This is a genomic window from Aeromonas allosaccharophila (assembly GCF_016026615.1).
Taxonomy (GTDB): Bacteria; Pseudomonadota; Gammaproteobacteria; order Enterobacterales; family Aeromonadaceae; genus Aeromonas; species Aeromonas allosaccharophila.
The window spans coordinates 398,640-413,234 of the sequence record NZ_CP065745.1; the positions used below are offsets into that span (position 1 = coordinate 398,640).

Sequence of the window (14,595 nt, forward strand, 5' to 3'; positions counted from 1 at the left end):
GGAGAGAACCGTATGAAATCATTCTTTATCACCGGCACCGATACCGATGTGGGCAAGACGCTGGTGGCGCGCACCCTGCTGCGCGAATTCAGCGCACAGGGGATCAAGTGCGCAGGCTACAAGCCGATCTCGGCGGGGTGTGCCCGCACTCCGGACGGGCTGCGCAACCTCGATGCCGTCCTGTTGCAGGAGGCGGCGAGCCTGCCGCTGCCCTACGAGGTGGTCAATCCGTTTGCCTACGAGCCACCGATTGCGCCCCACATCGCCGCCAGCGAGGCGCGTCAGCCCATCACCCTGGATGGGTTGAGCGATGGGCTGCGCAAGATAGAGCAGGCTGGCGCCGAGATCACGGTGGTGGAGGGGGCGGGGGGCTGGTATCTGCCGCTCGATCGCAAGCATCTGCTGTCAGACTGGGTCAAGCAGGAGAACATGGCGGTGATCATGGTGGTGGGGGCCAAGCTGGGTTGCCTTAACCATGCGCTGCTTACCTTTGCTGCCATTCGCAACGATCAGTTGCCGGTGGCGGGCTGGGTAATTAATCGACTCCATGGTTCCATGAGTCATTATCAGGAAAATCTGGACACCCTGAGGGGCTTGCTGCCAGCCCCCTTCCTCGGTGAAATTCCGTTTATAAACAATCCGCTTGAAGCCAATTTGCAGGGGCGTATCGATATCTCGCCGCTACTGTGACGGCATATTCAGCGAACATTCATCGAATCTCCCTAGAATGTCGACATTAACATGATCAGGTGGGGATCCCGAGTGGTCCCCGGTCATGTCCTTTATCTTCACAAGGAGTCTATATGAAGCGAATTATGCTATTCCTGGTGACCAACCTGGCCGTCATGCTGGTGCTGGGGGTGGTACTCAATATCCTGTTCTCGGTTCTGGGGATCAACAAGTCCAGCATTTCCGGGCTGTTGGTGTTCTGTGCCGTGTTCGGTTTTGGGGGTTCCTTTATCTCCTTGCTGATGTCCAAGTGGATGGCCAAGCGCAGCTATGGCGTCCAGGTCATCGAGCAACCCCGTAACGAGACCGAGCACTGGCTGGTGAGCACTGTGGCTCGTCAGGCCCGCGAAGCGGGTATCAAGATGCCGGAAGTGGGGATCTACGACTCGCCCGAGATGAACGCCTTTGCGACCGGTGCCCGCCGCGATGATTCGCTGGTGGCGGTCTCCTCCGGCCTGCTCTACAGCATGAGCCGTGACGAGGCGGAAGCCGTGCTGGCCCACGAAGTGAGCCACGTGGCTAACGGCGACATGGTGACCCTGACCCTGATCCAGGGGGTGGTGAACACCTTCGTGATGTTCTTCGCTCGCATCGTGGCTGGCGTTATCAGCAACTTCTTCAGCTCCAACAATGAGGAAGAGAGCAGCAGCAGCGGCGGTTTTGCCTACATGATCACCGTGTTTGTGCTGGAGATGCTGTTCGGTATTCTGGCCTCCATCATCGTCATGTGGTTCAGCCGTCAGCGCGAATTCCGTGCCGATGCCGGTGCCGCCAAGCTGGCCGGTCGTGACAAGATGATTGCCGCCCTTGAGCGCCTCTCTCGCGGTGCCGAGCCGCAGCTGGAAGGCTCCATGATGGCCTTTGGCATCAACGGCAAGCGCTCCATGAGCGAGCTGTTCATGAGCCACCCGCCCATTGAGCAGCGCATCGCCGCCCTGCGTGGTTGATAGATGCTGGATGACAGGGGATAACCCCGAATAAAAAAACGGCTGCCTTTTGGCAGCCGTTTTGCTTTGCAGCATGTTTAAAGTTTGAAGTGCCCCATCTCCTGGCGCAGCACCCGTGACAGCTGCTTGAGCTTGGCCGCCTCTTGCGACACGTGACGGGCGGCATCCCCCGATTGCTCGGAGAGAGAGGTGATGTTGCCGACGGTAGAGACCACCTCGTTGGCAGCGGTGGACTGCTCGCGCAGGGTGTGGCTGATCTCCCCCATCAGGCCGGTGAGGTTGGAGGCGTGGCTCTGGATGCTGGCGATCGCCTCGCCGGTCTGGTTGGCCAGCGTGACCCCGCGGGAGACGTTGTTGACCGTGTTCTCCATGCTGCGGATGGAGGCATCCGCCCCGCTCTGGATCTTGCTGATCATCCCGGTGATCTGCTGGGTTGACGCCGCCGAGCGACTGGCCAGATTGCGCACTTCGTCGGCCACCACCGCAAAGCCACGGCCCTGTTCACCCGCCCGCGCTGCCTCGATGGCGGCGTTGAGCGCCAGCAGGTTGGTCTGATCGGCAATGCCGCGGATCACTCCGATGATCTCTGAAATCTGCTGGGTATGACCGTTGAGCTCAGAGATGGTGCTGGCCGCTTCCCCTACCGTGGTGGAGATGTTCTCGATGCTGCCGAGGGTCTCCTTGATAACGCCGGATCCCTCCTCCAGGGTATTGGCGGAGACCTTGCTCAGCTCGTCGGCATGGGTGGCATTGTCGGAGAGGTGGCTGATGCTCACCACCAGCTCCTCGATGGCTGCGGCCATGGTCTGGGTACTGGTCTGCTGGGAGGTGGCGAACTGGGCGGTCTGTTCGGCGATCTGGGCGATGCTGTCGGCAGAGTCGGACAACTCTTCGGTGGAGTGGGAGACCTTGGCGATGATCCCTTTGAGGGTAGTCTGCATGCCGCCGAGCAGGCCGATCAGGCTCTCTTTCGAGCCTTGCGGCACCTTGATGGGGCGCGAGAAGTCCCCTTCCGCCAGCAGATGGAGATCGGTCTTGAGCTGTTCGACCGAGGTGCCCACCAGATCGAGCAGGGAGCGATAGGTGCGCCAGAGGCAGAACATCAACACCAGACCGAGGGCGATAAAGAGATAGCGCAACATATCGGTATGGGAGATGGCGCTCTCGACCCCCTCCTGGTTGCGCTGCTCCATCATCACGTAAAAGTCATCGATGGGGGACATGATGCGCCCCTTGTTCTGGTGATAGGCCTTGTCATGCATCATGGCGATGGCCTGTTGCTGGTTGGCGGAGAGATCGCCCTCGGTCTGCTGCACCAGCTTGAAGGCGGCCACCTCGGTGTTGACCAGCGCATCCGAGTTGTTTTTGGCTTCGTTGAGTTTGGCGAGCTCCCCGTCGGTAAAACCGGCATCCTTCATCAGGTCGATCAGGCCGCGGCGCTGGTTGCTATCGGGTCGGGGATTCTGACCGTTGGCGGCGACAAAGTCCCAGTAGATACGGTTGTAGCCTTCCGGCCTCGGTTGCTCGCCGTTGCGAATGGCCAGGATCCGCATGTACTGCTGCTCGTAGGCGGGATCCTTGGTGATGACATAGGTGCGACCGAGTCGGGTCAGATCATCGGAGGATTGGCGCAGCTCATCGGCCAGCAGGTAGGAGACATATTGTTGCCGATAGCTCTCTTCCAGCTGTTTCCCCGCCCAGCTGTAGGCGAAAAACACCAGTGACAGAAGGATCAGGGTAATAACGGATAGCAGCAGGTTGAGCTGAAAGGCGGGCTTGTTCTGTTCCATGGTGGAGCGTCCTTATTCTCATCAGGGAGCGTCTTGTGGCGCATTGCCAAGTCAATGGCTGGCAAGGCTTTTTGCTCTGTGATTATAGGAAGGGAAAGCTTGCTCCGAGGACGATGAACGGAAATAAGCAGAAACCGGGCGGTGGCATTGGCAAAAAAATGACCGGGGTCAATTCCCCGGTCATCTGAGTGAGAGTGAGTTAACGCGGCCCGATCACCAGATCACAAGATCTCCAGATCGGTCAGCGGCACGGCGCAGCAGGTGAGGATCTTGCCCTCGGCCCGTTCGGCGGCGGTGATGGCGGGGGCATCGGGGTGATCCACCTCGCCCGAGACCAGCGTCTGCTTGCAACTGCCGCAGATCCCGGCGCGGCAGCTCCAGGGCAGCTCTACGCCCTGTTTGTTGGCCTGATCCAGCACGGTACCCTGATTGTTGCCGGTGAAGGCCTGGGTTCCGATGCGCAGTTGCAGCGCCTGATGGGGGCGGGCTACCGAGAGAATGGCGCCGCCAAAACTCTCCTGGCGGATGCGCTCGGCCGGAACGCCGAGGGCCGCAACTTTGGCGGCAGCATCGGCCATAAAGCCGTGGGGGCCGCAGATAAAGACCTCTTTTGCGGCCAACCCGTTGATCCGTCTTAGATGCTCATCATTGAGTCGCCCTTGCAGCCCCTGCCAGTGATTGTCGGGCTGGCTCAGGATAATGGTCAGGGTCATCCCCTGCTGCGCCATGGCGTGCAGCTCGCTGGCGGCGGGAATGTCGGCTTCGCTGCGGCACAGGTGCATAAAGTGAACGTCTTCCAGCTCCCCGCGCAGGGCCAGGGTGCGGGCTATCGCCAGCATGGGGGTGACGCCTGAGCCTGCGGAGAGCAGCAGGAGATCGCGCTCGCGGCCCAGATGAAACTCGCCAGCAGGGGAGGCGGCCAGCAGCCGATCACCTACCTGCAACTGCTGGTGCAGCCAGTGGGAGATGTGGCCACCCGCCACCTTCTTGACGCTGATGCTGCAGCGTTCAGGCTTTTCCGGCGTGGAGCTCAGGGTATAGCGCCGCTGAACTCGCTCGTTTTTGATATCGATACTGATGGGCAGATGCTGGCCCGGCAGGTAGTCGGGCAGCGGCTCGCCATCGGCCGCCTCGAACCAGAAGGTCTCCAGATCCCGCGCCAGCGGTTCACGGGCCACGCAGACCAGCGCCCGCTTCTTCGGTGCGGCGTTGGGGTAGACAGGGGGGCGTGTCGTCTCCAGCACCTCGATCTCGCCGCCCGCCTCGATCCACCCTTCGTTCAGCGCCACCAGATTCTGGCCGAAGTAGACCTCGCCATCCTCGCCACGGCGGTAGCGGGTGAGGGTCGCCAGCGGCTCTTTCAGGGCGTTGAACCGATCGGTACCCGCTTCCACCGTGGTCATGATGCAGCGGCTGCAGGGCTTGACCACCTGAAACTCCACCTCGCCGATGCGGATACGCACCCAGCTGTCCTCCTCGAAAGGGCGGGTGCCGCTTGCCACCAGATTGGTGCGAAATTGACTCATCTGGTGCAGCGCATCGGAGCGCAGGTTGAGATCCTCGATGGAGGCCTGGCTTATCAGCAGCAGCGGATAACCGTCGGCAAAGCTGACCCGAGTACCGGTCTTTTCACGAAAACGATCAGAGGTTTCACCGAGCCACAGTAGTTGCACCGGTTCCCCTGTCACCCGGCTCAGCCAGCCATCGGCTTTTGGGTCGGTATGCAGGGCGGTGAAGCGGTCGCTCCAGACGCCGGTGGCCTGCGGGGCGCGGCTGAAGTCGGCCTCTTGCAGGGTGAGCGGTTCAAAGCCCGGATAGCGCAGTTGCAAACCGCCATCGATGGGGGTTGCGACGACCTGCTGCAGTTGGGGATGGGTGCGGGCGGTGATAAAGGTGCCGTCCGGCTTGACCACCATGTAGCGGCGATCCCCGGCGAGCCCCTCTTCGGTCACCCGGGCGCGAGCCAGTGGCATGCCTGCCGTCGATTTGATGGGGTAGAGGTGAATGCTGGCTAGCCTCGGCATGTCCGGATCCTTGTGAAGTGGCTGTTTTCGTTCGGGAAGGGGGCAACATAGCGGTTCCGTGGCGATCCGGCAATCCTTTCACGGCGGCAGTCTATAGTTGGAAAAACAGTACAAGAGGGCATCGGGATGAAAATGAGCTGGTTGCTGGCGGGGAGCCTTTTTTGCCACGGGCTCTGGGCGCAGGAGCTGACCCTGACCACGGGGGAGTATCCGCCCTACTGCTCCGAGACGCTGAAATATCAGGGGCTGATCCCCCATATAGTGAGCGAGGCATTCAAGAGTGAGGGGGTGAGCGTCAAGTTCCAGTTTTTGCCGTGGAAGCGGGCCTTTCGCTTGTCGGAGGAGGGGGTGGTGGATGGCACTGTCCACTGGTATGAGTCGAGCGAGCGGCGCAAAAGCCATCTCTACAGCGATCCCATCCTGAGCGAGACCTATGTCTGGTTCTATCTCAAGTCAGTTCCACTTGAATGGAATGAGTACCGGGATCTGGCAGAACGCAGGCTGGCTGCGGTCAGTGGCTATACCTACAATGCAGATTTTTTTGCAGCCATCGAACAGGTGCCGCTGCAGGTGCAGTTCGTCACCCGGCTGCGCCAGAGCTTCGATCTACTGCTTTCCGGCCGCGCCGACCTGACCCTGGAGAACATCGATGTCGGTTACTACTCCCTGCGTCAGTTCTACCCGGCCAGCACGGTCGATCTCTTTGCAACCCATTCAAAACCCGTGATGAAAGTCGAAGGTCACCTGCTGATCAGCCGCAAGCGCGAGAATGCTGACGAGCTGATCCAAACCTTCAATCGGGGGCTCGCCAAACTGAAAGCCAGCGGTCAGCTGGAGAAGATGTTACTTGAGTCACGTTCTGGTCTCTATGAACCATAAAGTGCAACATTTTTTGATCCTGATTCGCTAATCAGTACAAAAAAGCCGCCATTATCGACTCAGTTCCCAGTTTCTAACGCTTTCGCTTCTTCCCTCTCTGGCCACCGTCTGCTTCGGCTACACGGTATCAAGTGCTATCTGAGCGGGCCTGTTACCCAACAAGAAGAAAGCAATGTATGAGCAAACAACTGGACATGACCCCATTGCCGGATCTCTCCCTGAAAACGGGAACAGGCCCGGTGCGTACCCGGCTACCCGTCTGGCGGCCGGCCCTGCCACCCTGCAATCACGTCTGCCCGGCCGGAGAAAATATCCAGGCCTGGCTCTCTTTGGCGCAGGCCGGCCGTTTTGAGGCGGCCTGGCAGACCCTGATCGAAGAGAACCCCTTGCCCGCCATTCATGGCCGGGTCTGCTATCACCCCTGCGAGAGCGCCTGCAACCGCGGGCAAGTGGATGAATCCGTCTCTATCCACGCCATCGAGCGTTTCCTCGGCGACGAAGCGCTGGCCCGTGGCTGGCAGCCTGCGCCACCTGCCCCTGCCAGCGGCAAGAAGGTGCTGGTCATAGGCGCTGGTCCCTCCGGCCTCTCCTGTGCCTGGCACCTCAATCGGCTCGGCCATCAGGTGGAGATCCGCGAAGCGGGGCCGCTTGCTGGCGGCATGCTGCGCTTCGGTATTCCCGCTTACCGTCTGCCCCGCGACGTGCTGGATCAGGAGGTGGCCCGCATCGTAGCGGCTGGGGTGACCCTGACCCTCAACCACAAGGTGGAGGATGTGCTGCGCGAGCGTGATGAGGGGGGCTTTGACGCCGTCTTTATGGCCATCGGTGCCCATCTGGCCAAGCGGGTCGATATTCCGGCCCGCGAGGCGGGCAAGATCCTCGATGCGGTGAGTTTCCTCGAACAGGCCAGTCTGGCCGAAGAGCAGGGCTTGCCGCCCCCAAAATTGGGGCGGCGAGTGGCCATCTATGGCGGCGGCAATACCGCCATGGACGCGGCTCGCACCGCCCGCCGCCTCGGGGTTGAAGAGGCGATGATCATCTACCGCCGCGACAGGGATCATATGCCTGCCCACGCCTTCGAGGCCGATGAGGCCGAAGAGGAGGGGATCAAGATCAACTGGCTGCGCAGCATTCGCCAGCTCGACAACACCAGCATCGAAGTGGAGGTGATGGCGCTGGATACCGAGGGCAAGCCGGTGCCCACCGGCAAGTTTGAAACTCTCGAAGCGGATTCCCTCATTCTGGCGCTCGGTCAGGAGGTCGATCTCTCGGTGCTGGAGAGCATTCCCGGCGTGCGGGTCAACAAGGAAGGGGTCGTACAGGTGGCGGGCAACCTGATGACGGATGTGCCGGGTCTGTTTGCGGGCGGCGACATGGTGCCCTCCGAGCGCACCGTCACCATCGCCACCGGCCATGGCAAGAAGGCGGCGCGCCATATGGATGCCTGGCTGCGCGGTCGCCACTACCACAAGCCGCTCTCCTACCCGCTGGTGGGGCCGGAGCAGTTGCAGCTCTGGTTCCAGACCCACGCCCCGGCCAGTAGTCAGCCGGTCAAACCGGCGTGGGCGCGGGACGACTTTGGCGAGATCATCGGCGGGTTGGATGAGGTGGCCGCCCGCTACGAGGCGGCGCGCTGCTACTCCTGCGGCAACTGCTTCGAGTGCGACGGCTGCTATGGCAGTTGCCCCGAGCAGGCCATCGCCAAGCTGGGGCCGGGCAAAGGCTATCAGGTGGATGCAGCGCGCTGCACCGGCTGCGGTGCCTGTCACGATCAATGCCCTTGCCACGCCATCGAGCTGCGCCAACCGGAGGAGTCCCAATGAAACATGAACTGATCATGGTCGATGGCAACGAAGCCGCGGCCCGGGTGGCGTACCAGCTGAGCGAAGTGTGTGCCATCTATCCCATCACCCCGAGCTCGACCATGGCCGAGCTGGCCGATGCCTGGGCGGATGAGAAGCAGACCAACCTCTGGGGCAATATCCCCACCGTGGTGGAGATGCAGAGTGAAGGGGGGGCGGCCGGTACGGTACACGGCGCCCTGCAGGCGGGGGCGCTCGCCACCACCTTCACCGCCAGTCAGGGGCTGATGTTGATGCTGCCCAACATGTACAAGATCGCCGGTGAATTGACCGCGGCGGTGTTCCATGTGGCTGCACGCTCGCTGGCGGCGCAGGGGCTGTCGATTTTTGGCGACCATCAGGATGTGATGGCGGCACGTAGCACCGGCTTTGCCATGCTCGCCTCCGGTTCGGTGCAGGAGGCGCAGGACTTGGCCTTGATTGCCCACAGCGTCACCCTGCAGTGCCGGGTGCCCTTTATCCACTTCTTCGACGGCTTTCGTACCTCCCACGAGGTGAACAAGATCACCGCGCTACATCGGGATGAAATTCGCGCCCTTATCGACAACGACTGGGTACGGGCCCACCGCGCGCGGGCGCTGAACCCGGATCATCCGGTGATGCGTGGCACCGCCCAGAACCCGGACACCTATTTCCAGTCCCGCGAGAGCGTCAACCCCTTCTACGAAGCGGTACCGGCGCGGGTGCAGCAGTGCATGGACAACCTCGGCGAGCTGACCGGTCGCCACTATCGGCTGGTGGAGTATCACGGCGCGCCCGATGCCACCGATGTCATCGTGCTGATGGGCTCGGGGGCGGCCACCGCCCGCACGACTGTGGATTGGCTCAACCGGCAAGATCGCAAGACCGGGGTGCTGGTCATTCGTCTCTATCGCCCCTTCCCGGTACAGGCGCTACTCGATGCACTGCCCGCGAGCGTGCGCCGCATCGCAGTGCTGGATCGCACCAAGGAGCCGGGGGCGGGCGGCGAGCCGCTGTTGCTGGATGTGCAGAGCGCCCTCATCGACGGCTTACAGCGCGGTCTTATCAAGCGCCTGCCGTGGCTCAGTGGCGGTCGCTACGGCCTCTCTTCCAAAGAGTTCACCCCCGCCATGTGCGCGGCGGTGTTCGAGGAGTTGGCATCCGATGCGCCGCGCCCCCGCTTTACCGTGGGGATTGTCGATGACGTGTCGGGCCTCAGTCTGGCCTGGCACCCCATCGGCGATCTGGAGCCTGCCAGCCGGGTGCGGGCACTGTTCTTCGGTCTCGGTGCCGACGGCACAGTCGGCGCCAACAAGAACAGCATCAAGATCATCGGTGAGCTGGAGGGGTTCCACGCCCAGGGTTACTTCGTCTACGACTCCAAAAAGTCGGGCTCGCGCACCGTCTCCCACCTGCGCTTTGGCCCCGAGCCCATCGACGCCCCCTGGCTTATCGAGCAGGCGAGTTTTATCGGCTGCCACCAGTGGGGCTTTGTCGAATCGGTCGATCTGCTGGAGCACGCCGCGGAAGGGGCGACCCTGCTGCTCAATGCTCCCTACGAGGCTGACAAGGTGTGGGGTCAGCTGCCCGAGCGGCTGCGCGCCCGTATCCGCGCCCTCAATATCCAGCTCTACTGCATCGATGGCGATCGGGTGGCCGAGCAAAACGGCATGGGCAATCGCATCAACACTATTATGCAGACCTGCTTCTTCGCGCTGGCCGGGGTGTTGCCGCGGGACGAGGCGATTGCGCTGATCAAGGAGAGTATCGAGAAGAGCTATGCCCGCAAGGGGCCCGAGGTGGTGGCGCGCAACTTCGCGGCGGTGGACGACACCCTGGCCCACCTCCATCAGGTGGTCATCCCGGGCGGTGAGGAGCAGATCAGCGACTATCCGCTGCCACTGGCACCGGGCGGCAGCGAGTTTGTCCAGCGGGTCACCGGCGAGATGTTGGCGGGGCGCGGCGATCTGATCCCCGTTTCCATGCTGCCGGTGGATGGCACTTACCCCACCGCTACCAGCCGCTTCGAGAAGCGGGATATCGCCCGCGAGATCCCGCTCTGGCACTCCGATATCTGCATCCAGTGCGGTAACTGCGTCTTTGTCTGCCCCCACGCGGCGCTGCGGGCCAAGTTCTACCATCAGGACTGGCTGGCAACCGCCCCCGAGGCCGCCCAGTCGGTGCCCGTCACCGCCAAGGGCTTCCCCGACAGCCGTTACACATTGCAGCTCTATCCGGAGGATTGCACCGGCTGCGGTCAGTGTGTGCAGGCTTGTCCGGTGCGGGTCGGGGCGGATGAGGAACACGAGGGTGAACGCGCCATCACCATGATGGACAAGGCGCCGCACCTCGCTGGCCAGAAACAGGCGCTGCGCTGGTTCGAGAGCCTGCCCTGGCCTGCCCGCGAGCGGGTGGATTTCTCCACGGTGCGCGGTGCCCAGTTCCTCGAGCCGCTGTTCGAATTCTCCGGCGCCTGCGCCGGTTGTGGCGAGACCCCGTATCTCAAGCTGCTGACCCAGCTGTTTGGCGATCGCATGCTGGTGGCCAACGCCACCGGTTGCTCCTCCATCTATGGCGGCAACCTGCCGACCACGCCGTGGGCCAAGAACGCAGAAGGGAAGGGGCCCGCCTGGTCCAACTCCCTGTTCGAGGACAACGCTGAGTTCGGCTTTGGCTTCCGCCTCACCGCCGATCAGCATCACGGTCAGGCGGTGGCAGCCTTACAGGCGATGAAGGGGGAGCTGGGGGAGGCATTGGTCGATAGCCTGATCAATGCTCCGCAGCGGCTGGAGTCGGAGATCCGCGCTCAGCGCACCCGGGTAGCGCAAGTGCGCGAGCGGCTGGAGGAGGTGAAATCTGGCAAGGCCCGCGAGCTGCTCTCGCTTATCGACCAGCTGGTGCGCCGCTCGGTCTGGATCATCGGCGGCGACGGCTGGGCCTATGACATCGGCTCGGCGGGGCTCGATCATGTGCTCGCCTCCGGGCGCGATGTGAACGTGCTGGTGATGGATACCGAGGTCTACTCCAACACCGGCGGCCAGATGTCGAAATCGACCCCGCTCGGTGCTGTCGCCAAGTTCGCGGCGGGGGGCAAGACGCTGGCCAAGAAGGATGTGGCATTGCAGGCCATCTCCTACGGCAACGTCTATGTTGCCCGCATCGCCTTTGGTGCCAATCCGCAGCAGGCGCTGCAAGCCTTGCGTGAGGCGGAAGCCTATCCGGGCCCGTCGCTGATCATCGCCTACAGCCACTGCATCGCTCACGGCATCGATATGGAGTTGGGCCTGACCCAGCAAAAACGCGCCGTGGCCTCCGGCCACTGGCCGCTGATGCGCTACAACCCGGTACTGCGACAAGCGGGGCAGAACCCCTTCAGTCTCGACAGCCTGCGCCCCTCTATCCCCCTCGCTGAATATCGGCAGGAGGAGACCCGTTATCGGGTGCTGGCCCAGAGCCACCCTGAGGAGGCCGAGCGGCTGATGCTCGTAGCGCAAAAAGTGGCGTGGCAGAAGTGGGCCACCTACGAGGAGATGGCCACTCGCGAAGCCAGCCATTTCCATCCGCCGGTGTGAGTATGAAGTGAGTGACATATAACCAAGCGGGCCATTGGCCCGCTTTTTTAGGTTAAATAGAAAACAGGAAACCTACATATCCCTGAGTTGGGTTAGCAATAATGATTTTTAAAAATTGAAAACAAACAAAAACTGAATTAATGTGCTGGCATGATTGATAAAACCCTAGATAAAATAATTTTTATCTGTTTAGGTCATAGGGGGAAATATGGATTGGTTTCAAAAATATAAAAAGTTGGTGTTTTCTAATACCACATCTGTAGAGCTAATTAACAAAGCTATTTCTCTTAAATATGAACATATACCTAAAGTTCTTTATAAGTATCGCTCGGTAAATGATAACTCTATAAGGAATTTATTGGATGACACAATATGGTTATCAGACCCGAAAAACTTTAATGACCCTTATGATTGCTCATTTCATTACAATGTAGATTTAGATCCTGACGATAGGGATCTGATTTTATCAATGGTTCAAGGGAATGGTTTATTGAGTCGGTTCACTGAAGAGCAAATTCAATCAATTTCAGAAAACAGTCATCCAATGGTCAGACTTCTTGAACTTAGCTACCCAGATGAACCGGATTTAGGTCGTATGTATGGGGAGGCTATACGTAGTGTAATGAAAGATCGAGAAAAGTCACTTATTCGAGAAACTTCAGAAGGGTTCAAACAGGCATTCAAAATTTGTTGCTTTTCTGAAAACCCAAAATCCATTCTTATGTGGTCACATTATGCTGATTATCATAAGGGTTTTTGTATTGGTTATGATTTTAGTGAATTAGGAAATGAAGACTTAAGAACTAGATCGATTTATCCTGTCATTTACTCTGATGAAATGTTTGATGCTAGCAATGTTTTTGGTGAAAATAAAAGCATAAGCAATATACTTTATATTAATCAAGTTGCGCTTATGAAAAGTACAGAGTGGGCTTATGAAAAAGAATGGAGGCTTGTATTTAGCAATATGGCATTACCAAAAGAAATGCCTTATATTATGCCAAAGCCAAAACATGTTATTTTAGGTGCAAAAGTATCCTCGATTGATGAGGCCAGAATCAGAAAAATATGTGAAATTAAAGATATAGAAGTATTTAAAATGACTATGTCACATAACCAGTTTCTCTTAAATATTAAAAAGTGAACCTTATCAAATGTGTTTATTTTCGATTTAACTAATGAGCTGGTGCGAGATGTTGCATCTTGGCGGCATTTGTCTATCTGTAGGCAGTAGGAGAGTTGGCCAAGGCTTCCTTTTCCTACCAAGGCAGGTAAGCTGCGGGGCAAATAGCGTCAAGCAGGAGAAGGGACGATGACAGAGCAATATATCGCCGGGACGATCGGCATTCTGGGTGCGGGGTGGCTGGGGCTGCCGCTGGCGCGTGCCTTGTTGGCGGCAGGCAAGCCGGTGGCGGTGACGGTCAGCAGCGCCGAGAAGGCGGCCCGTCTGCAGGGGGAGGGGATCGCTGCCCATCCGCTGACGATTTCTGCCCATATGTCGGATGCATGGCCCATCCCCTGCGAGAGTCTGGTGATCTGCGTACCGCCCAGCAAGACCGATGACTACCCGCAGGCGGTGGCAAGGGCCTGCGCGTTGGCCAAAGCGAGCGGCACCCGGCGGGTATTGTTTGTCAGCGCCACCTCGGTGTGGGGCGCAGGGCAGCAGGAGGGTGAAGAGCCCAAACCGCGTCATGCCCGTGGCGAGCGGATGCTGGCGGCGGAGCAGGCGGTGCTGGCGGCCGGTTTCGAGGCGGTGATGATAGTGCGCCCCTCCGGCCTTTATGGCCCGGATCGCCATCCCGGCCGTTTTCTGGCGGGCAAGACCCTGGATGGCGGCGCCCAGTCGGTCAATCTGGTCCATCTGGACGATGTGGTGGCGGCTTGCATGCTGCTGCTTGAGCGGGGCAAGGACGGGGATGTCTTCAACCTGAGCGCGCCGGTGCATCCGCGCCGCGAGCAGTTCTACCCCTTTGCGGCGCGCCAGCAGGGGCTGCCCGCGCCCGTCTTTATCGAGCCTGCCGGTGAATTTCAGCCCATCGACGGTCAGCTGATTTGCCAGCAGATGGGATTCAACTATCGCTGGCCCGATCCGGCCCACTGGTTTGCCGAGCTGGCCGCCTCGGGCAATTGAGGTTTGCCAAGGGGGTGATCGCCCCCTATCATGCCGCCATCCATGAGAGAGAGGCGGTAATGATGGTAGATACAAAACGTCACCCCGATGGGGAGTTGTTGCTGAGAACCCTGGCAATGCCAGCCGATACCAACCCCAATGGCGACATCTTTGGTGGCTGGATCATGTCCCAGATGGATATAGGTGGGGGCATCATGGCCAAGGAGCTGGCAAAAGGACGTATTTGTACCGTATCCGTCGAAGGCATGACCTTTCACAGTCCGGTCAAGGTGGGCGATGTGGTCTGCTGCTACGGCCGCTGCATCAAGATCGGCCGCAGCTCCATGAAGCTGAAGCTGGAGGTGTGGGTCAAGCCGGTACTGCGGGAAAACGACGCCCAGCGTTACTGCGTGACCGAGGGGGTCTTTACCTATGTCGCCATCGACGACAACGGTAAATCCCGCCCGGTTCCGGTCAGCGTCTGATCAAATCAGCCGGGCATTGATGATGGATATTTCCTGCTCAAGCCCGGTTTTTTGCCGTATCATGCGTTCCAGCATCTCTTCTGAGCCCACATATTGCAGGGTGTCAAACAGGCAGAGATCGCATTGAGGGTCCCGTCTTATCTGATAGACGGTGGCCAGCTCCACTTGATGACAATTTCCTTGTTGATCATAAAACGTCACGCAGTACCGAAGTTCTCTCGCCATTGACAGGCTCC

At 59.7% G+C, this 14,595-nt stretch carries 11 protein-coding genes; 8 read left to right on the plus strand and 3 right to left on the minus strand.

Annotated elements, in window-relative coordinates:
• Window positions 1-12 precede the first annotated feature (12 nt).
• Both bioD and htpX read left to right on the plus strand, forming a co-directional pair.
• Window positions 13-690: a dethiobiotin synthase gene (bioD, locus tag I6G90_RS01810; protein WP_197929481.1), complete on the plus strand. Its 678-nt coding sequence runs from the start codon at window positions 13-15 to the stop codon at window positions 688-690.
• Between the two features lie 113 nt (window positions 691-803).
• On the plus strand, window positions 804-1,676 hold the full coding sequence (gene htpX / locus I6G90_RS01815) for a protease HtpX (protein ID WP_005344374.1): 873 nt from the start codon (window positions 804-806) through the stop codon (window positions 1,674-1,676).
• 77 nt (window positions 1,677-1,753) lie between these two features.
• Here htpX and I6G90_RS01820 read toward each other — a convergent pair whose 3' ends face one another.
• Together I6G90_RS01820 and I6G90_RS01825 are read right to left on the minus strand one after the other, a co-directional pair.
• A complete protein-coding gene (locus I6G90_RS01820) occupies window positions 1,754-3,466 on the minus strand; it encodes a methyl-accepting chemotaxis protein (RefSeq protein ID WP_197929482.1) in 1,713 nt (570 codons plus the stop codon).
• A gap of 221 nt (window positions 3,467-3,687) precedes the next feature.
• Window positions 3,688-5,490 (minus strand): MOSC N-terminal beta barrel domain-containing protein, encoded by a 1,803-nt coding sequence (locus tag I6G90_RS01825; protein ID WP_197929483.1) that lies wholly within the window; start codon window positions 5,488-5,490, stop codon window positions 3,688-3,690.
• Window positions 5,491-5,616: 126 nt separating this feature from the next.
• Here I6G90_RS01825 and I6G90_RS01830 point away from each other — a divergent pair, with 126 nt between their 5' ends.
• From I6G90_RS01830 to yciA, 6 genes are all read left to right on the plus strand, one after another.
• Window positions 5,617-6,369, plus strand: coding sequence for a substrate-binding periplasmic protein (locus I6G90_RS01830; protein ID WP_197929484.1), 753 nt, complete (start codon window positions 5,617-5,619; stop codon window positions 6,367-6,369).
• 176 nt (window positions 6,370-6,545) lie between these two features.
• Entirely contained in the window at window positions 6,546-8,192 is a 1,647-nt protein-coding gene (locus I6G90_RS01835) for an NAD(P)-binding protein (RefSeq protein WP_197929485.1), read from the plus strand.
• Entirely contained in the window at window positions 8,189-11,764 is a 3,576-nt protein-coding gene (gene nifJ / locus I6G90_RS01840) for a pyruvate:ferredoxin (flavodoxin) oxidoreductase (protein WP_197929486.1), read from the plus strand. The genes I6G90_RS01835 and nifJ overlap by 4 nt, the downstream gene beginning before the upstream one ends.
• 208 nt (window positions 11,765-11,972) lie before the next feature.
• Window positions 11,973-12,908, plus strand: coding sequence for a DUF2971 domain-containing protein (locus I6G90_RS01845; protein WP_197929488.1), 936 nt, complete (start codon window positions 11,973-11,975; stop codon window positions 12,906-12,908).
• Between the two features lie 168 nt (window positions 12,909-13,076).
• Complete coding sequence (locus I6G90_RS01850; protein WP_197929490.1) at window positions 13,077-13,895, plus strand: NAD-dependent epimerase/dehydratase family protein; 819 nt, start codon at window positions 13,077-13,079, stop codon at window positions 13,893-13,895.
• Between the two features lie 59 nt (window positions 13,896-13,954).
• Window positions 13,955-14,359, plus strand: a complete 405-nt coding sequence (yciA, locus tag I6G90_RS01855; RefSeq protein ID WP_042061418.1) for an acyl-CoA thioester hydrolase YciA — start codon at window positions 13,955-13,957, stop codon at window positions 14,357-14,359.
• Here yciA and I6G90_RS01860 read toward each other — a convergent pair whose 3' ends face one another.
• Window positions 14,360-14,584 (minus strand): hypothetical protein, encoded by a 225-nt coding sequence (locus I6G90_RS01860; RefSeq protein WP_042061420.1) that lies wholly within the window; start codon window positions 14,582-14,584, stop codon window positions 14,360-14,362. It abuts the gene before it with no gap.
• Between the last annotated feature and the right edge of the window lie 11 nt (window positions 14,585-14,595).

What these genes read in the sequence shown, in the direction of transcription:
- bioD (WP_197929481.1), top strand. Translation starts at nt 13, where the DNA reads ATGAAATCATTCTTTATCACCGGCACCGATACCGATGTGGGCAAGACG.
- htpX (WP_005344374.1), top strand. Translation starts at nt 804, where the DNA reads ATGAAGCGAATTATGCTATTCCTGGTGACCAACCTGGCCGTCATGCTG.
- I6G90_RS01820 (WP_197929482.1), bottom strand. Translation starts at nt 3,466, where the DNA reads ATGGAACAGAACAAGCCCGCCTTTCAGCTCAACCTGCTGCTATCCGTT.
- I6G90_RS01825 (WP_197929483.1), bottom strand. Translation starts at nt 5,490, where the DNA reads ATGCCGAGGCTAGCCAGCATTCACCTCTACCCCATCAAATCGACGGCA.
- I6G90_RS01830 (WP_197929484.1), top strand. Translation starts at nt 5,617, where the DNA reads ATGAAAATGAGCTGGTTGCTGGCGGGGAGCCTTTTTTGCCACGGGCTC.
- I6G90_RS01835 (WP_197929485.1), top strand. Translation starts at nt 6,546, where the DNA reads ATGAGCAAACAACTGGACATGACCCCATTGCCGGATCTCTCCCTGAAA.
- nifJ (WP_197929486.1), top strand. Translation starts at nt 8,189, where the DNA reads ATGAAACATGAACTGATCATGGTCGATGGCAACGAAGCCGCGGCCCGG.
- I6G90_RS01845 (WP_197929488.1), top strand. Translation starts at nt 11,973, where the DNA reads ATGGATTGGTTTCAAAAATATAAAAAGTTGGTGTTTTCTAATACCACA.
- I6G90_RS01850 (WP_197929490.1), top strand. Translation starts at nt 13,077, where the DNA reads ATGACAGAGCAATATATCGCCGGGACGATCGGCATTCTGGGTGCGGGG.
- yciA (WP_042061418.1), top strand. Translation starts at nt 13,955, where the DNA reads ATGATGGTAGATACAAAACGTCACCCCGATGGGGAGTTGTTGCTGAGA.
- I6G90_RS01860 (WP_042061420.1), bottom strand. Translation starts at nt 14,584, where the DNA reads ATGGCGAGAGAACTTCGGTACTGCGTGACGTTTTATGATCAACAAGGA.